This window comes from Nocardia sp. NPDC003999, assembly GCF_053604885.1.
This window is the reverse complement of record NZ_JBSGIB010000023.1, coordinates 1-20153: the sequence shown is the minus strand read 5'-3', so window position 1 is coordinate 20153 and position 20153 is coordinate 1. Positions and strand designations below refer to the sequence as shown.

20 protein-coding genes are annotated in these 20153 nt (G+C 68.3%); 9 read left to right on the top strand and 11 right to left on the bottom strand.

The features are described from left to right. Positions 1-66: 66 nt before the first annotated feature. A complete protein-coding gene (locus ACWESM_RS30815; protein ID WP_355077876.1) occupies positions 67-699 on the bottom strand; it encodes a hypothetical protein in 633 nt (210 codons plus the stop codon). A 595-nt stretch (positions 700-1294) separates the two neighbouring features. Between ACWESM_RS30815 and ACWESM_RS30810 the strand changes: the two genes are divergently transcribed. Beyond that, positions 1295-2197, top strand: a complete 903-nt coding sequence (locus ACWESM_RS30810) for a phosphatidylinositol mannoside acyltransferase (RefSeq protein WP_355077875.1) — start codon at positions 1295-1297, stop codon at positions 2195-2197. Between the two features lie 297 nt (positions 2198-2494). On the opposite strand, the gene ACWESM_RS30805 is transcribed toward ACWESM_RS30810, so the two are convergent. After that, the gene (locus tag ACWESM_RS30805) at positions 2495-3724 is read right to left on the bottom strand and encodes an acyl-CoA dehydrogenase family protein (protein ID WP_355077874.1); all 1230 of its coding nucleotides are present in this window, start codon (positions 3722-3724) and stop codon (positions 2495-2497) included. A 34-nt stretch (positions 3725-3758) separates the two neighbouring features. Next, positions 3759-5153, bottom strand: coding sequence for an acyl-CoA dehydrogenase family protein (locus ACWESM_RS30800; RefSeq protein WP_379253215.1), 1395 nt, complete (start codon positions 5151-5153; stop codon positions 3759-3761). 292 nt (positions 5154-5445) lie between these two features. On the opposite strand from ACWESM_RS30800, the gene ACWESM_RS30795 reads away from it, so the two are divergent. Next, positions 5446-6234 carry a Uma2 family endonuclease gene (locus ACWESM_RS30795; protein ID WP_452494769.1) on the top strand — a complete coding sequence of 263 codons (789 nt, stop codon included), beginning with the start codon at positions 5446-5448 and terminating at the stop codon, positions 6232-6234. A 68-nt stretch (positions 6235-6302) separates the two neighbouring features. Here ACWESM_RS30795 and ftsX read toward each other — a convergent pair whose 3' ends face one another. From ftsX to ACWESM_RS30765, 6 genes are all read right to left on the bottom strand, one after another. Then, complete coding sequence (gene ftsX / locus ACWESM_RS30790; RefSeq protein ID WP_355077872.1) at positions 6303-7208, bottom strand: permease-like cell division protein FtsX; 906 nt, start codon at positions 7206-7208, stop codon at positions 6303-6305. Further along, positions 7208-7897, bottom strand: a complete 690-nt coding sequence (ftsE, locus tag ACWESM_RS30785; protein WP_039800068.1) for a cell division ATP-binding protein FtsE — start codon at positions 7895-7897, stop codon at positions 7208-7210. Before ftsE ends, ftsX begins: the two co-directional genes overlap by 1 nt. Positions 7898-7981: 84 nt before the next feature. Next, positions 7982-8107: a hypothetical protein gene (locus ACWESM_RS30780; protein ID WP_355077871.1), complete on the bottom strand. Its 126-nt coding sequence runs from the start codon at positions 8105-8107 to the stop codon at positions 7982-7984. Positions 8108-8123: 16 nt separating this feature from the next. Continuing rightward, positions 8124-8984, bottom strand: coding sequence for a mechanosensitive ion channel family protein (locus ACWESM_RS30775; RefSeq protein WP_355077870.1), 861 nt, complete (start codon positions 8982-8984; stop codon positions 8124-8126). Next, positions 8985-10100 (bottom strand): peptide chain release factor 2, encoded by a 1116-nt coding sequence (gene prfB, locus ACWESM_RS30770; RefSeq protein WP_355077869.1) that lies wholly within the window; start codon positions 10098-10100, stop codon positions 8985-8987. Positions 10101-10893: 793 nt separating this feature from the next. Further along, complete coding sequence (locus ACWESM_RS30765) at positions 10894-11754, bottom strand: helix-turn-helix transcriptional regulator (protein ID WP_355077868.1); 861 nt, start codon at positions 11752-11754, stop codon at positions 10894-10896. A 142-nt stretch (positions 11755-11896) separates the two neighbouring features. Between ACWESM_RS30765 and ACWESM_RS30760 the strand changes: the two genes are divergently transcribed. Together ACWESM_RS30760 and hisN are read left to right on the top strand one after the other, a co-directional pair. Continuing rightward, positions 11897-12493: an NADPH-dependent FMN reductase gene (locus tag ACWESM_RS30760; protein ID WP_355077867.1), complete on the top strand. Its 597-nt coding sequence runs from the start codon at positions 11897-11899 to the stop codon at positions 12491-12493. A gap of 25 nt (positions 12494-12518) precedes the next feature. Further along, a complete protein-coding gene (hisN, locus tag ACWESM_RS30755) occupies positions 12519-13304 on the top strand; it encodes a histidinol-phosphatase (protein ID WP_355077866.1) in 786 nt (261 codons plus the stop codon). A 21-nt stretch (positions 13305-13325) separates the two neighbouring features. Here the strand turns inward: hisN and ACWESM_RS30750 are convergent, their stop codons facing one another. Then, positions 13326-14297, bottom strand: a complete 972-nt coding sequence (locus ACWESM_RS30750; protein ID WP_452494766.1) for an SMP-30/gluconolactonase/LRE family protein — start codon at positions 14295-14297, stop codon at positions 13326-13328. A 196-nt stretch (positions 14298-14493) separates the two neighbouring features. Between ACWESM_RS30750 and recQ the strand changes: the two genes are divergently transcribed. The 5 genes from recQ to ACWESM_RS30725 all read left to right on the top strand — a co-directional run bounded on the left by recQ (position 14494) and on the right by ACWESM_RS30725 (position 19224). Further along, the gene (gene recQ, locus ACWESM_RS30745) at positions 14494-16368 is read left to right on the top strand and encodes a DNA helicase RecQ (RefSeq protein ID WP_452494764.1); all 1875 of its coding nucleotides are present in this window, start codon (positions 14494-14496) and stop codon (positions 16366-16368) included. Positions 16369-16444: 76 nt separating this feature from the next. Then, complete coding sequence (locus tag ACWESM_RS30740) at positions 16445-17524, top strand: metallophosphoesterase (RefSeq protein ID WP_355077863.1); 1080 nt, start codon at positions 16445-16447, stop codon at positions 17522-17524. 67 nt (positions 17525-17591) lie between these two features. Further along, positions 17592-17834 (top strand): hypothetical protein, encoded by a 243-nt coding sequence (locus ACWESM_RS30735; RefSeq protein ID WP_356960909.1) that lies wholly within the window; start codon positions 17592-17594, stop codon positions 17832-17834. Positions 17835-17890: 56 nt separating this feature from the next. Beyond that, positions 17891-18364 carry an SsrA-binding protein SmpB gene (smpB, locus tag ACWESM_RS30730; RefSeq protein ID WP_174186417.1) on the top strand — a complete coding sequence of 158 codons (474 nt, stop codon included), beginning with the start codon at positions 17891-17893 and terminating at the stop codon, positions 18362-18364. Then, entirely contained in the window at positions 18361-19224 is an 864-nt protein-coding gene (locus ACWESM_RS30725) for a DMT family transporter (protein WP_356960911.1), read from the top strand. Before smpB ends, ACWESM_RS30725 begins: the two co-directional genes overlap by 4 nt. A 133-nt stretch (positions 19225-19357) precedes the next feature. On the opposite strand, the gene ACWESM_RS30720 is transcribed toward ACWESM_RS30725, so the two are convergent. After that, on the bottom strand, positions 19358-20153 hold a 796-nt coding region (locus ACWESM_RS30720; protein WP_452494762.1), incomplete at its 5' end, for an ABC transporter substrate-binding protein.

Genomic DNA, 20153 nt, shown 5'->3' with positions numbered 1-20153 from the left:
TTCCATAACTTCCGACAAACCGATGGCCCCGGCTCCCGTGGCGGCGGGAGCCGGGGCCTTTCGTACTCAGTTGTAGACGGCGCCGAACGACGGAACCGAGATGGTGCCCAACCGGTAGGCGTACCCATCCGGGTTCATGTCGCTGACGGGCACCGACCAACGATGCCACAGCGATCCGTACACCGCGGCGACCACCGGGCCCGCGCCGGTGTCCAGGGCGCGGCTGCGAATGGTGGTGTCCACCGGAACGTCGTTGTGCTCGTAGAGCAGTTCGGTGCCGCTGCGCCCGTTGGCCAGGTTGATCCACAGCGCCTCGAGCTTCGCGCCGCCCTGGTTCGGCGAGATGGTGCCGGGGCCGCCGAAGAACCCGATGCGGAATCCGTCCATCCCGAGGGCGATTCCCGATCCGTACACGCCCGGCCCCTCACCGCGTCCGATATCCGACTGCGCCGGAACCTGGAACGGCTGGGCGGGCAAGGCGACCTGACCTGCCTTCGCGAGCTGTCCGGAGGCGATCAGCCGATCCACCGCCTGCTCCGCCGCCGGATTACCGGCCGCGGCGGTCCGCAGTTGCTGCGCGGCGGCGGACCAATCGACCGCGGCGGGTTGGGCGGCGGCGTGTCCGGCGAAGGGCGCTGTCAACACTGCCGAGGCGGCCAAAGCGGTGGCGAGGCGACGCGTGAAACTCAGTCGTTGCATAACCAGTTCTCCTTGAAGTTTGCTGGTACTGCTCGAGTGAAGATACGTCCGCTGATTCGTCGATCCAGCGACTCAGGGCGATAGGCTGCCTCGGCCGGGGCGCGTCTGTCCAGGGATGAACGCGGATTGGCGTGATCGTGTCATTGACACATCGATGCAGCGGCCTGCCCGTCGACAGCAGCCGCGGTGGTTGTCCTCGTCGTCGGACATCGCGAAGGGAACCGGCCGCGGTCGTCGCCATCATCGCGGGTCTCTTCCAAGGAGCGGTTCGGCGCACTTCCGATAAAACCATTCCGTTTGATCTGCGCAGGCGTAGTGTGGAGTTCTCGAGGTGACCGCCGAATTCGCGGCGGCGGCGATCGTGTCTTCGCGGTACGCCACCCAGTCGGGTGCCATCGATCGCGAGTGAGCGGAGAACCCCGGAATGTATCGAAGTAACCGACCCTCATCTGACCTGTTCAGCCATCGGAGCGAGCCGGTCGATACCAGCGCGCCGATGCCGGGCGCGGTCGATCTGCCCGTATTCAGCGACGCTGTCGCCGCAACTCCTGCCATGGCGACCGACGAAACGACGCAGGCCGCAGGCGGGTGACCGATGGATCCGGCGGCCAGGGCATGGGATCTCGGTTACGCCGCGGGTTGGCGGCTGGTGCGCGCCCTGCCGGAACCACTGGCCGTCCGCCTCTTCGATGTGGGAGCCGAACGCGCGGCTCAGAACGGCGGACCGAACCAATTGCGCCGGAACCTTTCTCGGGTCCTGGGCACCGCGCCGGAGGAGGTGCCGCAGCCGCTGGTCCTGGCGAGCCTGCGCTCCTATGCCCGGTACTGGCGCGAAGCCTTCCGGCTGCCGTCGATGGACCCGCTGAGCCTGGCCGACGCCATCGAATCCTCGGCGACCGGACTCGAACACATCCACCGGGCGGTCGAACGCGGCACCGGAGCCGTGCTCGCCCTGCCGCACAGCGGTAATTGGGACCTGGCGGGGGTCTGGCTGGTGCAGCGCGTCGGCTCGCCGACCGTGGTCGCGGAGCGGCTCGCGCCGGAATCGTTGTTCCGGCGCTTCGTTCGTTTCCGTGAACGCTTGGGCTTCGAGATCATCCCCCTCACCGGCACCGCGACGCCGCCGTTCCCGCAGTTGCTCGCCCGGATCCGGCAGGGGCGGATAGTCGGGTTACTCGGGGAACGCGACTTGTCCGGTACGGGCGTACCGGTCACTTTCTTCGGTGAGCAGGCTCGGCTGCCGGCCGGTCCGGCTCGGCTGGCCATCGACACCGGCGCGCCACTTCTCCCCGTGCACTGCTGGTACACCCCCGACGGCTGGGGATTCCGCGTGGATCCACCTATCGACACCAGCCGTGGAGTGCGTGAGACCACCCAGGCGCTGGCCGATCGATTCGCGGCGGGAATCACCGCCCACCCCGCCGACTGGCACATGCTCCAGCCCCTCTGGACAGCCGACGTCACCGCCGCCCGGCTCGCTCGCCGAAACCCGGACTGAAACGCTCGGCGGTGCCCAAGTCGGCGAGCGAACGCGCTGATACGAGGGGGCGTCTCAGTCGCCGGGCAGCCCCCACGCGAATCCAGCGGCTATCACGAAACAACTGACGATCGAAATGAGAACGATGCTCCACATGGGGGCGAAGAGTACGGAACCCGCGGGGCGAAATCCATAGCTACGCATCACTGAAAGTGTTCGGGGACACGTCATTCGCCTACTGGCGGCGGAGAGAACGAAAATCCGGTGCGAGTCCGAGAAGCTCGCACCGGATTCCGTTGTCGACCGTCTAGCGCGGCGTCACTTCAGCTCGGCGCTGGTCTTGCCCAGCACCCGGCGCGCCACGATGAGCTGCTGGATCTGCTGGGTGCCTTCGAAGATGTCCAGGATCTTCGAGTCGCGGCCCCACTTCTCCAACAGCGTTCGCTGCGAGTAGCCGATGGCGCCGGCCAGTTCGACGGCTTTGAGGGTGACGTCGGTGCCGGTGCGGCCCGCCTTCGCCTTGGACATGGACGCCTCGAGCGAGTTGGGCTTCTTGTTGTCGGCCATCCATGCGGCGCGCAGGGCGAGCAGGTAGGCGGACTCGTAATCGGCTTCCATCCGCAGGAACTCGGCCGCTGCGGCGTGCTGGTTGTTCGCGGGGGTGTCGTAGGAGATCTCCACACCCGCCGCGGTCAGGATCGAGCGCAGTTCTTCCAGCGCGGCGCGGGCCACGCCGATCGCCATCGCGGCGACGAGCGGGCGGGTGTTGTCGAAGGTCTGCATGACCCCGGCGAAACCCTTCTCCACGTTGACTTCCGGGCTGCCGAGGATGTTGTCCTTCGGGATCCGGCAGTCCTGCAACAGCAGCACGGCGGTGTCGGAGGCCTTGATGCCGAGCTTGTGCTCGAGCCGCGCCACCGACAGGCCGGGAGCGTCACGCGGCACGACGAACGACTTGATCGCCGCGCGGCCGAGGCTTTTGTCCACCGTCGCCCACACCACGATATGGGTCGAGCGCTGACCCGCGGTGACGAAGATCTTCTCGCCGTTGAGCACCCACTCGTCGCCGTCGAGCACGGCGGTGGTGGACACGGCGGCGGAATCGGAGCCGAAGGACGGCTCGGTGATCGCCATCGAGGCCCACACCTTGCCGAAGCGCTTCAGCTGCTCGTCGGTGGCGACAGCGGCGATGGCCGCGTTGCCCAGGCCCTGGTAAGGGATCGACAGCATGAGGCCGACGTCACCCCACGAGGTCTCCAGCGCGTTCAACAGCGCGGACATGTTGCCGCCGTTGGTGTTACCGAGCAGCTCGGTGGCGTGGCGGTCGCCCTCGCTGTCATCCGAGCGGCCACCGGCGGCGCCGCCGATCTTCTGGGTGCCGGAGTCGGCCAAGCCCTCGACCATGGCGGCCATGGTGTCCAGCTCGACCGGGTAGTCGTGCTCGGCGAGGTCGTACTTGCGCGAGATCGGGCGGAAGATCTCCTGCGCGACCTGGTGCGCCTGGTTCGCGCTGGCCCGCAGCTTCTTGGGGAGTTCGAGGTTGATCATGTTGTGAGGTCTCCTGGAAAACGGAACGGGCCGGTCAGATGAGCACGACACCTTCGGCGACGCCGATGGCCCGCAGATCGCGGTACCAGCGCTCGACCGGGTGTTCCTTGGTGAAGCCGTGGCCGCCGAGCAGCTGCACGCCGTCGAGGCCGATCTGCATGCCCTTGTCGGTGGCGAGCTTGCGGGCCAGCGCCGCCTCGCGGCCGAAGGACAGGCCCTGCTCCGCGCGGGACGCGCCGCGCAGGGTGACCAGCCGCAGGCCGTCGAGTTCGATCGCGATGTTGGCGACCATGAAGGCCACCGCCTGCCGGTGCGAGATCGGCTCGCCGAACGCCTCGCGCTCGTTGACGTACGGGATCACGTAGTCCAGCACGGCCCGGCCGGTGCCCGCGGCGAGCGAAGCCCAGCCGAGGCGGGCCAGGCGCACGGCGTCGGCGTACTCCTCGGCGCGGGTCGCGGCGTCACCGTCACCCAGGATGGCGTCGGCGCCGACCGCGACGTTGTCCAGGATCAGCCGGCCCAGGCCCGCGGCGCGCAGACCCATGCTCGGATCGGCCTCGACCACCAGACCGGGCGCGTCCGATTCGACGATGAACAGCGCGGGACGGCCGTCGAGCTCGGCGGCGATCAGGAACAGTTCGGCGTCGGCCGCGGCGGGCACCAGGCTCTTCACGCCCGAGATGCGGTAGCCGCTCGGCGAGCGCACGGCCTTGGTGTCCAGGGCGAACGGGTCGAACAGGGCGCGGGGCTCGCTGATCACCACCGAAGCCTGCGGCACGTTCTCGCCGGTGAAGGAGGGCAGGTAGGTCTTCTGCTGCGCGTCGCTGCCCCACTGCGCGAGCGCGACCGCGACGCCGCTGGGAGCGAGGATCGGCAGGGCCAAGCCCATGTCGCCGTGCGCCAGCGCCTCGGCGACCAGCGAGTTGGTCACCGCGCCGCGCTCGGAGGCCGCACCCTCGAGTTCCTCGGGGACGTTGATCAGGGTGATGCCGAGCTCGGCGGCGCGCTCGAGCAGGTCGCGCGGCGCCTTGGCGGCGTTGTCGGCCTCGTAGGCGGCCGGGCGCAGGATCTCGGCGGCGAACTCCTGCACCGTCTCGACGATCATCTGCTGCTCGTCGCTGGGCGTCAGGTCGAAGAAGTCCTTGTTCTTCGCCTCGTTGGTGGCCAGGCGCTTCGGCGCACCGCCGCCCGCGACCTTGGCGAAGGCGCGGGTCGCCGCGCCGAGCGTGCGGAAGCCGGTCTTGGTGCCCTCGTAGGTGACGCGCTCGATCGGCTTGCGCAGGTTGTATTTCTCGGCCAGTTCCGACCCGGTAATGCTCGTCATGACCCGCATCGCCGCGCCCATCCAATCCCGCTTGGGATGGTTCAGGCCGACCGCGGACGTGTCTGGACGTCGCTTCGTTGCGCTGTCTCGAGTGCTCATCATCACCTGTTTTCTCGGATGGGTTGGTGCGGTCTTTCCCAGCTATCTTACTCCAGAGTAAGGCTATCTTACTGCTGAGTAAGAAGTGCGTCGAGGTGCAGCATACGCGGTGAATCCGCGCCTTGCTGGACAAGTGCCCGAAGTTGCGTCCCGGGGTCGGCCGTCGCCTCCTGCGCGCGTCGTGCTAGGCCACGCAGCGCGATGAGCTGCGGCTTCGGAACACACGCGAACACTCCGAGCCGGATAGCCGGATCGACCGCCGCCGGTTCGCCGCGATCCAAGGCCATAGCGGCGATCGATGCTGATTCGTTATTTCGTCGACAGGGGACATGCGTGCTGTGTGGAGCGATCGGCAGAGCTGTCTCGAACCTGGCGGCGGCGCGGTCGGCAGGGGAGACGAATCCAACGGCAGGTGATGTCGACGGAGGCGGTCGACCGTGGTGCCGTGATTACAATCCGACGCATGTCAGCGATCTTCGACTGGGCCCGGCCGGACAATGTGCAGCCGGAGCCGATCACGGTCGACATCTGGCGCGAGCTTCCGGAAGAGTTCTGCCGCTTGGTCGAAGTGGTGAACGGGGACGCGGTCCGTTGCGAATCACCGAGTAGGGCACATCAGAAAGCCGTCCACCGGCTCTTGGCGATGCTGGAATCGGCGGCTCGTGAATACATGGCCGAAGATCCGTCGGCATGTCTGGACGCCAACCACGACTTCGACGTGGTCCTTTGGGAAGTGCCCCGAGCGACGATTCGGCGTCCCGACATCGCACTGTTCGAGTGCGTGCCAGCGGATGTGCGACCGATGCCGGCGCGCCATCTGAAGATCGCCGTCGAGATCATTTCGCCCAGCCATGTCAAAACGGACCGACTCGAGAAAATGGGCGAATACGCCGCTGCCGGAATTCCGTGGTACTGGCTGGTCAGCGTGTCGGACACCGAGGTGACCGCGATCGAGACCTACGGCCTGGACCACAGCGTCGGTCACTACCGGCTCGCCCGCGTGTTGAAGCCGCAGACCGCGTTCGCCGTCGATCTGCCGATCCGCATCCAGCTCGACTGGGACCAGCTCACCGATCTCGTGCTGTAAGAGGGGGCGGAGCCGACTCGTACGCGGTCCGAGCGGGCCGGTGGCGCTGCGGCCACCGGCCCGAAGGATCACTCGCGCACGTAGTACCGCAGCGTCGCGTAGGCCGTGATCCCCGCGAAGACGATGCCGACCGGGGCGATGACGAGCGCGGTCATCGCGATGTCGTCGCCGGTGATGCGGGGGAAGACCTTGCTGGCGAACAGGTCGCCGAGGGCGCGGTCGATCACCAGCGGGCGGGCGATGAGCAGGCCGAACATGGCGAGCAGGGAGCCGGCCAGCGCGGCGACCACGGCCTCGAGCAGGAAGGGCAGCTGGGTGTACCAGCGGGTCGCGCCGACCAATCGCATGATGCCGACCTCGGTGCGCCGGGTGAACGCGGCGATCTGCACCATGTTCGCGATCAGCATCACCGCGGCCAGCGCTTGCAGCACGGCCAGGCCGAACGCCGCGTTGCGCAACCCGTCGAACAGGCTGACCAGCCGGTCCACGATGTCCTTGTCGTTGCGCACCATGCCGACGCCGGGGCGGTCGTAGAACTTCTCGTAGATCGTCGGATAGAGCTCCGCGTTGTCCATCTTGACTCGCAGCGACGCGGGCAACGGCGTCTCGCTGACGTACTTGGCCAGCTCGGGCTGGTCCTTGAACGTCTTCTCCTTGGCCTCGCGGACCGCCTCTTCCCGGTTGAGGAACTGGACCGACTCCACGCCGCTGGTCGCCTTCAGATCCGCCATGAGCGAGCGGCACGGGTCCAGCGAGCAGTCCGGGTCGTTGGCCGACACGTCTTCGGTCAGGTACAGCCGCACCTCGAGCCGGTCCAGGAAGTACTGCTCGGTCTTGTCCGCGATGCGCACCGCCAGCAGACCGCCACCGAGCATGGTGAGCGAGACCGCGGTGGTCAGGATCATCGCGATGGTCATCGTGACATTGCGGCGCAGGCCCGCGAAGACCTCGCCGAACAGGAAGCTCGCGCGCATTACCGGCCCACCCCGTACACGCCCGTCGCCTCGTCCCGCACCAGGCGTCCGTGGTCGAGTTCGACCACCCGCCTGCGCATCGCGTCGACGATGTGGTTGTCATGGGTGGCCATCACCACCGTGGTGCCGATGCGGTTGATCCGCTCCAGCAGCATCATGATGTCGGCGCTGGTGTCGGGATCGAGGTTGCCGGTCGGTTCGTCGGCCAGCAGCACCAGCGGCCGGTTCACGAAGGCGCGCGCGATCGCGACGCGCTGCTGTTCACCGCCGGACAGCTCGGTCGGCAGCCGGTCGGCCTTGCCGCCGAGGCCGACCATGTCGAGCACCTCGGGGACCGTGCGGTCGATGACCTGGCGTCGCTTGCCGATGACCTCCAGCGCGAAGGCGACGTTCTGGTACACGGTCTTCTGCTGCAGCAGCCGGAAATCCTGGAAGACGCACCCGATCCGCTGGCGCAACTTGGGCACCTTGCGGCCGGGTAAGCGGTCGACCCGGAAATCGGCCACTCTGATCTCGCCCGCCGTCGGAGTCTCCTCCTTCAACAGCAAGCGCATGAAGGTCGACTTTCCCGAGCCGGACGGTCCGATGATGAAGACGAACTCGCCCTTGCCCACATCGACGGTGATGTTGTCCAGCGCGGGTCGCGTCGAGGTCTTGTACGACTTGGTCACGTTCCGCATGGTGATCACGGGGAGCCAGTGTAACCAGCAACCGTTCGCGGCCTGCGTTGTCAACCGTGGGAGACAGTGCGGCGGCGGTCGGTCCCACTCGGCTCAGTGGCCCGGCTGTTCGTTGAACACCGCTGCCGGAACAGCGTTGACCAGGGTGGCCGGAGCGGTGGTGGTCTCCTCGGGTTTGACGAATACGTACAGCACGAACGTGGCGACCCAAGTTGCCATCAGGATCGCCGTGGATCTACGTGGTCTCACTGATTCCCTCCCGGCGCAGCGCCGCGGCGACTCGTACCCGCAGCTCGCGTCCGACGTCGAACTGTTTACCCGGCAACGTCCGGGCAACCATTCGGATGTTCATCTGGTCGACGGTCAGGTCTTCCACACCCATGACGGTGGGCTCGTCCAGCAGCAACGGCTTCAGGCGAGCGTCCTCGTACGCCTTCGCGCCCACCTCGTGCAGGATCTCGTTGACCCTGGTGATGTCGGCGCTGGCGGACACCGGAACGTCGATCGCGGCGCGCGCCCAATCCTTCGACAGGTTCGTGACCTTCACGATCTGGCCGTTGGGCACGGTGATCACTTCACCGTCGGCGTTGCGCAATGTGGTGATCCGCAGCGTGACGTCCTCGACCGTACCTTCGGCCTGCTCCGCGGCTCCGGTCACGGCGATGCGGACCACATCGCCGAACCCGTACTGCCGCTCCGTGATCAGGAAGAATCCGGCGAGGATGTCCTGCACGATGCGCTGCGCGCCGAAACCCAGCGCGGCGCCGAGCACCGCGGCGGGCGCGACCAACCCGGTGACGGCGAAGCCGAGCCGCCGCAGCACCTCCATGGTGATCAGCACGTAGACGATGGTCAGCACCACCCAGGTGATCACCTGGGCGAGCGCGTGCCGATGCTTGGCCGCCTCGGTGCGCACCAGCGCGTCGCTGCTGCGGAATCCCGCGTCGATCCTGCGGGTGACCCGGTCCCGCAGGTAGGTGGCGAGCCGGCTGAACAGGATGGCGCCGAGGATGAGCAGCACGATCTCCAGGCCCGAACCGCGTAGCCACGTGGTGAAACCGGTGGAAGCGATAGCCTGGATGCCCGCGACATTCATCTAGCTCGCCTGCTCTCGCATTCGCCAGCGGATCCCCGACTCGATGAACCCGTCGATGTCGCCGTCGAGCACCGCCGACGGGTTGTTCACCTCGTAGTTCGTCCGCAGGTCCTTGACCATCTGGTACGGGTGCAGCACGTAGGAGCGCATCTGATTGCCCCAGGACGCGCCCTCGTTGGTCTTCAGCGCGTCCATCTCGGCGCGCTCTTCCTGCCGCTTGCGTTCCAGCAGCTTGGCCTGCAGCACCCGCATGGCCGAGATCTTGTTCTGCAGCTGCGATTTCTCGTTCTGACAGGTGACCACGATGCCGGTGGGCAAGTGGGTGATCCGGACCGCGGAGTCGGTGGTGTTGACGCTCTGGCCGCCGGGGCCCGACGAGCGGTACACGTCGACGCGGATCTCCGTCTCCGGCACCTCGATGTGGTCGGTGGTCTCCACCACGGGAAGCACCTCGACCTCGGCGAAGGAGGTCTGGCGGCGGCCCTGGTTGTCGAACGGGCTGATCCGCACCAGCCGGTGCGTGCCCATCTCGACCGAGAGCGTGCCGTAGGCGTAGGGCGTCTTCACCGCGAAGGTGGCGCTCTTGATGCCCGCTTCTTCGGCATACGAGGTGTCGTAGACCTCGACCCCGTACTTGTGCCGGTCGGCCCAGCGGATGTACATGCGCATGAGCATCTCGGCCCAGTCGGCGGCGTCCACGCCACCGGCGCCGGAGCGGATGTTCACCAGCGCGTCGCGCTTGTCGTACTCGCCGGACAGCAGCGTGCGGACCTCCATGGCCTCCACGTCGCTGTGCAGCGCGGCGCGCTCGGCGTCGGCCTCGGCGAGCGCGTTGGTCTTGGCCTCGCCCTCTTCCTCTTCGGCCAGTTCGTAGAGCACCGGCAGATCGTCGAGCCGCTGACGCAGCTCCTCCACCCGGCGCAACTCGCCTTGGGCGTGCGACAGCTCACTGGTGACCCGCTGGGCGTGGTCCTGGTCGTTCCACAGCTCGGGGTCGGCGGCCTGATGCTCGAGCTCGTCGATACGACGACGCAGCTCGTCGATGTCGAGGACCGATTCGACCGTCTTGAGAGTGGCGTCGAGTTCGGCGAGATCAGCGGAAACGTCAGGATGCACGATCGTCAAGCCTAGCTGCCCCTCTTCGGCCGCAGCACACGAGTGCGCGCGGTGTGACCGGGGACGGCGCCTGCGCGGGTTGCTCGCGCCCGGCGCGGGCCGAGCGGGCGGATCGCCGGGACGTCGCGCGCTCGCTCGACAGCCCGCGCCGGGCGGGTGAGCTGTGACGGACGCCTCATGGGTTTCTACCCTAAACGGCGACCGCGCTTGGCGCAGTTGGTGTTTGGAATTCGCGGCGGAGATGCTGCTCCGGCCACGCGACGGGATGCCGGTCGTGCCTGATCAGTCGTCCTGCCGGGCGGACGGTTTGTGCGCGAGGGGAGCGGTGTGGCGAACTCCACTCGTGCGGCCGCGGATCGCCGCCGCTCGGAGCTCACGCAACTGCTCGACGACTCTCGGCCAAGCCGATTCCGCCGTGCCGATTCCGCCGTGCCGATTCCGCCGTGCCGATTCCGGCCGTGCCGATTCCGGCCGTGCCGATTCCGGCCGAGGTGATTCCGGGCGAAGCGGCGATCGGCGTGCTCGGCAGCCGAAACCCCGTGGCCGAGGAGGGTTCGCCCGGGGGACTTGCGCCCACGGCAGAGCGTTTCGCCGTTCCGGCTGGTCACAGCCGATATCGGGGGTGCGGTCACCGGGACCCCGACGGCGAGCGCAGGGTTGTGGAAGCACCGCGCCGCTTCCGGCTTCCTCACCCCACGGGGTCAGCGATCGACATGCCTGGTCGACTCCGGCTGTGCCGCGCGGGCGTACTCGATTTACCGCGATCGATCCGGCTGTGCCATGAGTGGCCCGCTCAGCCCGAGACGGCCCGCAGTCCACCCGGGCGGCGTCCGGCGAGTGCGTCGAGGGCCGCGGCGGTGGCGTCGTCGGCCGGTAGATAGACGATCACCCGCTGGTCGTCGTCGGCGGAGAGCTCCAGGAACTCGTAGGCCAGGCGCAGCGATCCGGCTTCGGGATGGGCGAGGCGGGTGATGCCGGTGGCGGCGGCCAAGCTCGGCACGGTGTCGACCCGGTCGGCGAACGCCGGGCCCACGGTGACGGTGAGCTCGTCGGCGAGCGCGGCGATATGCGAGTCGGCGCGGAACGGGCCCTGCTTCAACGTCGCGACCGTCTCGTCGGCGACGTGCTCCCAGTCCGCGTATACGTCCCTGGATCCAGGGACGCAGAAGACGAAACGTGCCAGGTTGGGCGGGGTATGCGGCCCGTCGAAGAGTCCGGTCGGCGCCATCAGCCGGTGGTAGGCGCCGGTGTAGGCGAGAACCTCGGTGAGGCGATTGACCACGACGGCGGGCGTCGGCTCGAGCCGGTCCAGGATCGCGCGCACCGTCGGCCGCACCTCGCGCAGCGGCTGCGCGTCCCCCATGCAGGTGAAGCCGCTGTCCACCGACTTGGTCAACCGGTGCAGGTGCACGCGTTCGGCGGGGCTCAAACGCAACGCGTCCGCCAGCGCGGAAAGCACCGGAGGGGAGGGACGCCGGTCGCGCCCCTGCTCCAGGCGCGTGACGTACTCCACGCTCACACCGGCCAGGGTGGCCAGCTCGGCGCGGCGCAATCCGGGGGTGCGCCGCCGCGCGCCGGTGGGCAGGCCGACTTGGGCGGGCGTCACCGCCTCGCGGCGGGTGCGCAGGAACAGCCCCAGCTCGTTGTCGCTCACCTGTCGAACCTAACAAGGCGAAACGCTCGGAGGGTGTCCCTGCCACTACCACTCTTACGGCGGTCTCCCTGTTCCACGTGCCCGGCAGCAGATTGAGTGGGCGGCCCGGCCGGGCCGTTCTGTGATCCGAGGAGGAAACAGCATGTCCAACGCCCCACTGAAGCTCGCGGTGATCATCGGCAGCGTCCGCGAGGGACGTTTCGGGCCGGTCGTGGCCACATGGTTCACCGAGCAGGCGCGGCGGCACGGTTCGTTCGAGGTGGACGTCATCGACTTGGCCGAGGCGGACATCCCCTGGGAACTGCCCGCGGTGCCGCCCGCGATGGATCCGGACCCGCAGCGACCCGAAGGGATGACCGACCTCACGCGCAGGCTCACGGCGGCCGACGCCTTCGTCATCGTCACGCCCGACTACAACCGCAGCATCCCCGCGTCCCTGAAGGCCGTCATCGACTGGCACTTCACCCAGTGGAACGCGAAAGCGATCGGTTTCGTCGGCTACAGCGGAGCGTCCGGCGGCCTGCTCGCCATCGAGCACCTGCGGCAGATCTTCAACGAGCTCAACGCGCACACCGTGCGCAACTACGTGTCGTTCCCGCGCTACTACCTGCTCTTCGACGACGAGGGCAAGCCGAGGGAGCCGCAGGAGCCCGCGGCCGCCGCGACGGCGATGCTGGATCAGTTGCACTGGTGGGCGAGCGCGTTGACGGCGGCGCGATCCCTGGAACCCGTGGGGTGAGCGCCGGGCCGATAGGGTGCGGGGCGTGGCTGTGTACTCCTCCGACCTCGAACTCGCCCTGCGGCTGGCCGATACCGCCGACGAGATCACGCGGGCTCGCTTCGGTGCGCTCGATTTGAAGGTCGACGCGAAGCCGGACCTGACGCCGGTGTCGGATGCCGATCTGGCCGTCGAGCAGGCGATCCGGCAGGTGTTGTCCGAGGCGCGGCCGGACGACGCGGTGCTCGGTGAGGAATTCGGTGGCGCCGCCGAATTCAGCGGGAGGCAATGGGTGGTCGACCCGATCGACGGCACGAAGAACTTCGTGCGCGGAGTGCCCATCTGGGCGACGCTGATCGCCCTGCTGGAAGACGGTGAACCGGTCGTGGGCGTGGTGAGCGCGCCCGCTCTGGCACGGCGCTGGTGGGCAGCGGCGGGATCGGGGGCATGGTCTAGTTTCGAAGGGCGTGCCGCGCGAGCGATCTCGGTCTCCGCCGTGGGTGAGCTGGGTTCGGCCAGCCTGGCATTGTCCAGTCTTTCCGGCTGGCGCGACCGCGGCCTGCGCGAGCAGTTCATCACTCTGACCGACGATGTGTGGCGTGTGCGCGGCTACGGCGATTTCTTCAATTACTGCCTGCTCGCCGAGGGCGCCGTCGACATCGCCACCGAACCGGAGGTCTCCCTGTGGGACCTGGCCGCTCTGGACATCCTCGTCCGCGAAGCGGGCGGGCGTTTCTCCTCGCTGAACGGTGCACCCGGCCCGCACGGTGGCGACGCCATCGCCACCAACGGCCTGCTGCACGATGAGGTCCTCGACCGCCTGCGCGGCTGACCGCACTCGCGATGTTCGGAGCTAACCGGCCCGCCACGGGGTCGCCGGCGTGAGGTCGATCCCCGCCGGAGGACGCAGGCGGCGCAGCGTGCCGTCCATGCTGGTGACGAACAGCGCACAGGAGTCCCCGTCACGGTCGATGCGCACCGACGTGGCGCCGTCCGGTGGGTTGCGCACCGGAGCGGGTTTGATCAGGCCCGTGATGATCGCGCACGTTGCGCCGGTCGCCGTATCCACCCGATAGACGGCGCCGAGTATGTGATCGGCCACGAACAGCGCCCCCGCCTTGGTGGCTTCCATATCGTCGGGCAGAGCTACCAGGTCCGGGATACCGGAGACGGTGGTGGGATGAGCCGGATCGTCCAGCCGGACGCGGAGGATCTGCAACGTCATGGTGTCGACGTAGACCGATTCGCCGTCCGCGGCCAGCGCGAGGCCGTTGGCGGGCGGCAGCACCGACCAATCCCGTTCGTACTCGCTGGTCGCCGGCCAGTAGCGGGAGATTCCGTTCGACCCGCCGAGGCCGATCGTGGTGAACAGCAGGCTGCCATCGGGAAGCAACAGCAGGCCGTTGGGCCCGTTCAGCCCGGTGAGCAGAACCTGCACGGCGCCGGTCTCGGTGTCGTAGCGCTGGAGTGTGCCCGGCGGTTCGCTGAGCCCGTCTCCGGTGAGGAAGTAGACGTAGCGTCCGGCGACGCGCACGCCCGCCGGGCGGTACAGGTTCGTGACCAGCTTCTCCAATCGTCCGGCCCGATCGACGTGCGCCAAGTAGCCGTCCATCAGACCGGTGACGTAGAAGCCGCCCCGCCCGTCGGAATCGAGATTCTCCAGATTGCCGACCCCTTCGACCACCGTCGTGGTCTCCCAGCCGTCCGAGCACCTGGAGGGGAATGTCTCCGCCCGCGCCGTCGGTATCGCCGCGGTGACTCCGGCAGTCACCGCGACGGCGCTCAGCACCGCGGCGCACGCCCGAATCCCTATCCGTTTTGCCATGAGCGACAACATAACAGCGCCGGATCCCGCGAGCAGGCCGGCGAACTTCGCGCGAGTGGATAAAACGCGAGGTCGGCGCGCTGTGACGGAAAGCGAGGGTCTCGGTTGTCCACATGTGGACAACTCGGCGGCCCAACAGGGCGAACGCCGAACGGTGCGGGTACCGCCCCGCCCGTGCGCTCGTAGGATGGGCCGGGTGACTCCCCCCGATGATTTCGCTGCGGTAGCGACCGAAGCCGTGTCCGAATCGGACGCTGGATCCGTTGCGGCGCAAGAGGTTCTACGCCGAGTCTTCGGTTACGACAGCTTCCGCGGTGAGCAGCAGACGATCGTGCAGCGCGTGATCGATGGCGGCGACGCGCTCGTGCTCATGCCGACCGGCGGCGGCAAGTCGCTCTGCTATCAGATCCCCGCGCTGGTGCGTCCCGGCGTCGGTGTGGTGATCTCCCCGCTGATCGCCCTCATGCAGGACCAGGTGGACGCGCTCAGTGCGCTCGGCGTGCGCGCGGGCTTCCTCAACTCCACCCAGTACCCCGACGAGCGCCGGGTCGTCGAAGCGCAATTCGTCGCCGGCGAACTCGATCTGCTGTACCTGGCCCCGGAACGGTTGCGCCTCGACTCCACCGCGCAGCTGCTCGATCGCGGCAAGGTCGCGCTGTTCGCCATCGACGAGGCGCACTGCGTCTCCCAGTGGGGTCACGACTTCCGGCCCGACTACCTGGGCCTTTCGCTGCTGCACGAGCGCTGGCCGGACGTACCGCGGATCGCGCTGACCGCGACCGCCACCGAGAAGACCCGTGACGAGATCATCCAGCGCCTCGACCTCGGCGCCGCCCGCAGGTTCGTGTCCAGCTTCGACCGCCCCAATATCCAGTACCGGATCGAGCCGAAGAATCGTCCCGAGCGTCAGCTGCTGGAATTCATCCGCACCGAGCATGCCGGGGACGCGGGGATCGTCTACTGCCTGTCGCGCAACTCGGTGGAGAAGACCGCGGCGTTCCTCACCGAGAACGGCGTCACCGCCGTGCCCTACCACGCGGGCTTGGACAACCGCACCCGCGCGGAGAACCAGGCGCGTTTCCTTCGCGAAGACGGGTTGGTCGTCGTGGCGACCATCGCCTTCGGTATGGGCATCGACAAGCCCGACGTGCGCTTCGTCGCCCATCTCGACCTGCCGAAGTCGGTCGAGGGCTACTACCAGGAGACCGGGCGCGCGGGCCGCGACGGGCTGCCTTCTACCGCGTGGATGGTCTACGGCCTCAGCGACGTGGTGCAGCAGCGCAAATTGATCGACTCCTCCGAGGGCGACGCCGCCCACCGGCGCCAGCTCCAATTGCACCTGGACGCGATGCTCGCGCTGTGCGAGACGGTCGCCTGCCGGCGCACGCAGTTGCTCGCCTACTTCGGCGAGCCCGGTCTGCCTTGCGGCAACTGCGACACCTGCCTGTCGCCACCACAATCCTGGGACGGCACCGTGGCCGCGCAGAAGTTGCTGTCCACCGTGCTGCGGCTGAAGCGGGAACGCGGCCAGAGCTTCGGCGCGGGGCACATCGTGGACATCCTGCTCGGTAAGAAGAGTCCCAAAGTCCTGCAATACGACCACCACGAGTTGAAGGTCTTCGGGGTCGGCACCGACCTGCGTGACGTGGAGTGGCGTGGCGTGGTGCGGCAACTGCTCGCGCACGGGCTGCTGGCCGTTCACGGCGACTACGGCGTGCTGACGCTCACCGAGGCCAGCAGTGAGGTGCTGTTCGACGGACGACAGGTAGCGCTGCGCCGCGAGCCCGAACGCCAGGCCAAGCCCGCCCGGACCGCGAAGGCCGCCAAGGCGGCCTCCGTCGACCTGACGTCCACCGACCTGCCGCTGTTCGAGAAGTTGCGCGAATGGCGCGCGGCCACCGCGAAGGAACAGGGTGTTCCCGCCTACGTCGTCTTCCACGACGCCACGCTGCGCGAGATCGCGGCGCGCAAGCCCGCGAGCCTCGCCCAGCTCGGCGGCGTCAGCGGTGTCGGCGAGAACAAACTGGCGAAATACGGCGAACAGGTGCTCGAGGTGCTAGCCACCGGATGAACCGCTACCGTCACGCGGGTCACCGATGAGCGGGGACGGTTGCCGGGCAAGGCCGCCGAAAACTATGGAGGACAGCGTGAGCCGGAGCGACACGATCGGGCGCAGGGCGTTTCTGGCCGGTGCGGCCACCCTCGCGGCCGGGACCACGTTGGTCGGGCGCACGCCGGCTCATGCGGTACCTGTCGCCGAGGGTGTCACCAAGTTCCCCTTCCCGGACGAGCGCCGGGTGCGGGTGCTGGTGACCGGCGACGCGGGCACCGGCACCCGCGCTCAGTGGGCGGTCGCCGACGCCATGCGCGCGCTGCACGGCCGCGAACCGGTCTCGCTGGCATTGGGTCTCGGCGACAACATCTACGAGCACGGGCCCGACGGCGCGGCCGACGTCCAGTTCGCCGACAAGTTCGAAAATCCCAATGCCGGACTGGATTTCCCCTGGTTGATGGTGCTGGGCAACCACGACAACAGCTCGGTTCTCGGCGGTGACGGCGGCTGGCTGCTGCGCGGCAACGCCGAGGTGGAGTACCACGCGAACTCCCGGCGCTGGTGGATGCCGAGCCGCTACTACTCGGTGCGGATTCCGGAGCGCAACCCCGTCGTCGAGTTCTTCGTCCTCGACGTCAACCCGCTGGCGGCCTACGTGCCGCCGGTCTTCTCGCCGTACTGGGCGGTCGACGGCCAGTTCATGAACGAGCAGCGCGACTGGCTCGATCGCGCCCTGGCCGACTCGCCCGCCACGTGGAAGATCGCCTGCACCCACCACCCGTATCTGAACAACGGCCCGCACGGGGACGCGGGCCGCTACGAGGGTCTGTCGCTGGAGCCGATCAACGGCGTGCACGTGAAACGCTTCTTCGAAGACCACGTGATCGGACGGTGCCAGTTCATCCTGTCCGGGCACGACCACTCGCTGCAGGTGCTCGAACCCACGGCGGCGTCGAAGGGAACCAGGCAGGTCGTTTCCGGCGCGGCCGCGAAGACGGTCGGCGCGGAGCCGCGGCTCGCCGCGAGCGCGGGCCACGGTGCGCTGTACGAGAACTACCAGGAGCTGGGCTTCATGGTTCTCGAGCTCACCGAGGGCGGAGTCGACCTGGGCGTGCACACGGCCGACCTGGCGACCGGCGCGTCCGTCGAGGTGTTCCGGCGGCGTCTGGCCTGAGTTCCAACTATGTTGCGGCGTGCGAGAATTGCGGCGCGCCGCTCTCTCGGCGGCTACGGTTCTGGCTATGGCACCGGGTGATGGTTCCAGTGACGCGGGCGATGACATCTCCATCAGCTCGGTGGGGGGTGAGACGCCGGACACGCCGCCGTATGTGCGCGGCCGGACCGATCCGGCGGTCGAGAACGTATGGTTGCGCCGCAGTCCGCCGCCGCCGCGCCCTGGCGTACCGCGGATGTCGACGGTGGCGCTGCTCGTCGCGTTCCTCGCCGTGCTCACGCTCTACGTGGTGCTGCATCAGGGCGGTTAGCGCGTCCGCGACCTGCGGGAATAATCCGGTTGCCGGGTCACTTAAAGTGGACCGTTATGAAGGAGAAGGGGCGCAAGGTCATCGCGACCAACCGCCGGGCGCGGCACAACTACACGATCCTGGACGTCTACGAGGCCGGGATCGCGCTGGTCGGCACCGAGGTGAAGAGCCTGCGCGAGGGCAAGGCTTCACTGGTGGACGCCTTCGCGACGGTGGACAACGGCGAGGTGTGGCTGCGTGGGCTGCACATCCCCGAGTTCAGCCACGGCACCTGGACGAACCACGCGCCGCGCCGGGTGCGCAAGCTGCTGCTGCACAAGCGGGAGATCGAGCGGCTGGTCGGTAAGTCGCGGGAGGGCAACCAGACGCTGGTGCCGCTGTCGATGTATTTCTCCGACGGCAAGGTGAAGGTCGAGCTGGCGCTGGCCAAGGGCAAGCAGGACTACGACAAGCGGCAGGACCTGGCCCGGCGCACCGCCGAGCGAGAGGTCACCCGTGAACTCGGACGGCGGGTCAAAGGCATGAGGTGACCGCCGTCCTGCTCGCGCTGGCGGCCGCGGTGGGCTACGGCGTGAGCGATTTCTACGGCGGTGTGGCGTCGCGGCGGGTGACCGCGCTGCGTGTGGTCATCTATTCCTATCCGTTCTCGGTGCTGCTGGTCCTCGTGGCGCTCCCGCTCGTGCCCGGGAGCCCGGACGCGGCGTCGTTGTGGTGGGGCGCGGCGGCGGGCCTGGCGAGCGGCGTCGCGGTGTGGTGGTTCTATGCCGCGCTGGCCAGCGGTCCGATGGCGGTCGTGTCACCGCTGACGGCGGTGCTGGTCGCGGGCATTCCGGTACTCGCCGGTCTGGCGACCGGTGAGCGTCCCGGCCCGCTCGCCTTCGCCGGCATCGTATTCGCCCTGGTCGCCGTGCTCTTGGTGAGCCGGGAGTCGCCGGACGACGTGACGGAGGAGATCACCGGCGGCCGCGAACTACGGTTCACCCGCAAGGTCGCCGCGCTGACCATCGGGTCCGGCGCCGCGTACGGTCTTGCCTTCGTGTTCTTCCACGAGACCTCCGCGGACTCCGGACTGTGGCCCCTGCTCATGCAGCGGATCGCCGCCACCGCGGTGGTCTGGCTGACCGCGCTTGCCGCCAGGGACTTCGGGCGGTTGCGCGGCGAACCGCTGCGGCTGGCCTGCTATATCAGCGCGCTGGACGTGATCAGCAACGCGGCGCTGCTGTACGCCTTCCACGGATCGCTGTTGTCGCTGGTGAGCGTGATCGGCTCGCTGTATCCGGCGGTGACCGTGCTGCTGGCGATGGTTCTGCTCGGCGAGCGGGTGCACCGGCAGCAGCTGATCGGTTTGATCCTCGCGCTGGCCGCGGTCGCGCTCATCGCCGCGGCCTGAAGGTCACGCGCCCGCTCGGACGCGGTGCGGGCCGGGCACTCGGTGACGGGTCCGCCGCCCGAGTGCCGAAAACGCGGTCCGGGTCCGCGCGTACCCGGACCGACGCGTCATCGACGCACGCCGATCGCGCGGATCACCGCGTGCACGGTTCGTGCATCGAGATCCGCTTCAGCGTGGGACTGCGATAGTCGGCCACCACGGTGCGCGACCCCAGCGCAGTGGACGGGTCGGGCACGTTGACCACCGCGCGCTGCGCCGCGACATCGGGTTCGTCACGCCCGTAGATCTGCGGCGCCGCCATTCCCTCGGAGTCGACCGTGAGCCCGGCAAGGGCCTTGCGCAGTGTCGGCCGGTCCATGCCGCCGGTCTCGGCTGCCTTGGTGAGCAGCGCCTTCAGCGGATACGAGATCGCCCAGCCCAGGTTGTAGCCGAAGTTCGTCGGTTCGCTCGGCGCGGCGTTCCTGGCGCGCTGGGCTCCGGTGCTCGCGCCGTCCCAGCCGTCGAACGGAGAGGTGTAGTTGTACAGCGCCGTGAGCGCGGGTGCGGCCGGTGTCTTGAGCAGCGCGCTGTTCCAGGTCGGGGTGGACCCGAGGAATCGGCCCGTGTAACCGGATTTCGCCAGCTTGCCGACGATTTCGGCGGTTTCGGCCGGGCCGGTGGCCAAGAGGACCACATCCGGCGGGTCGGCCAACAGCTCGGCGACCGGGTAGTCCTGTGTGCCGACTTCGGTGTTGGGTCCGGTGTCGATCCGCTCGGTGATCGTCGCGCCGTTGTCCAATGCCCACTTCAGCGCCCCGCTGGCGTAGTCGCCGCCGTAGTTGCCGCGGTAGGCGACCACGCCGAGCGTGCGTGGCTGATAGAAGTTCTGCGCGAACCAATCCAGGCCGAGCACGGCTTCCGTGCAGTACGAGAAACCGTCGTCGAGCACC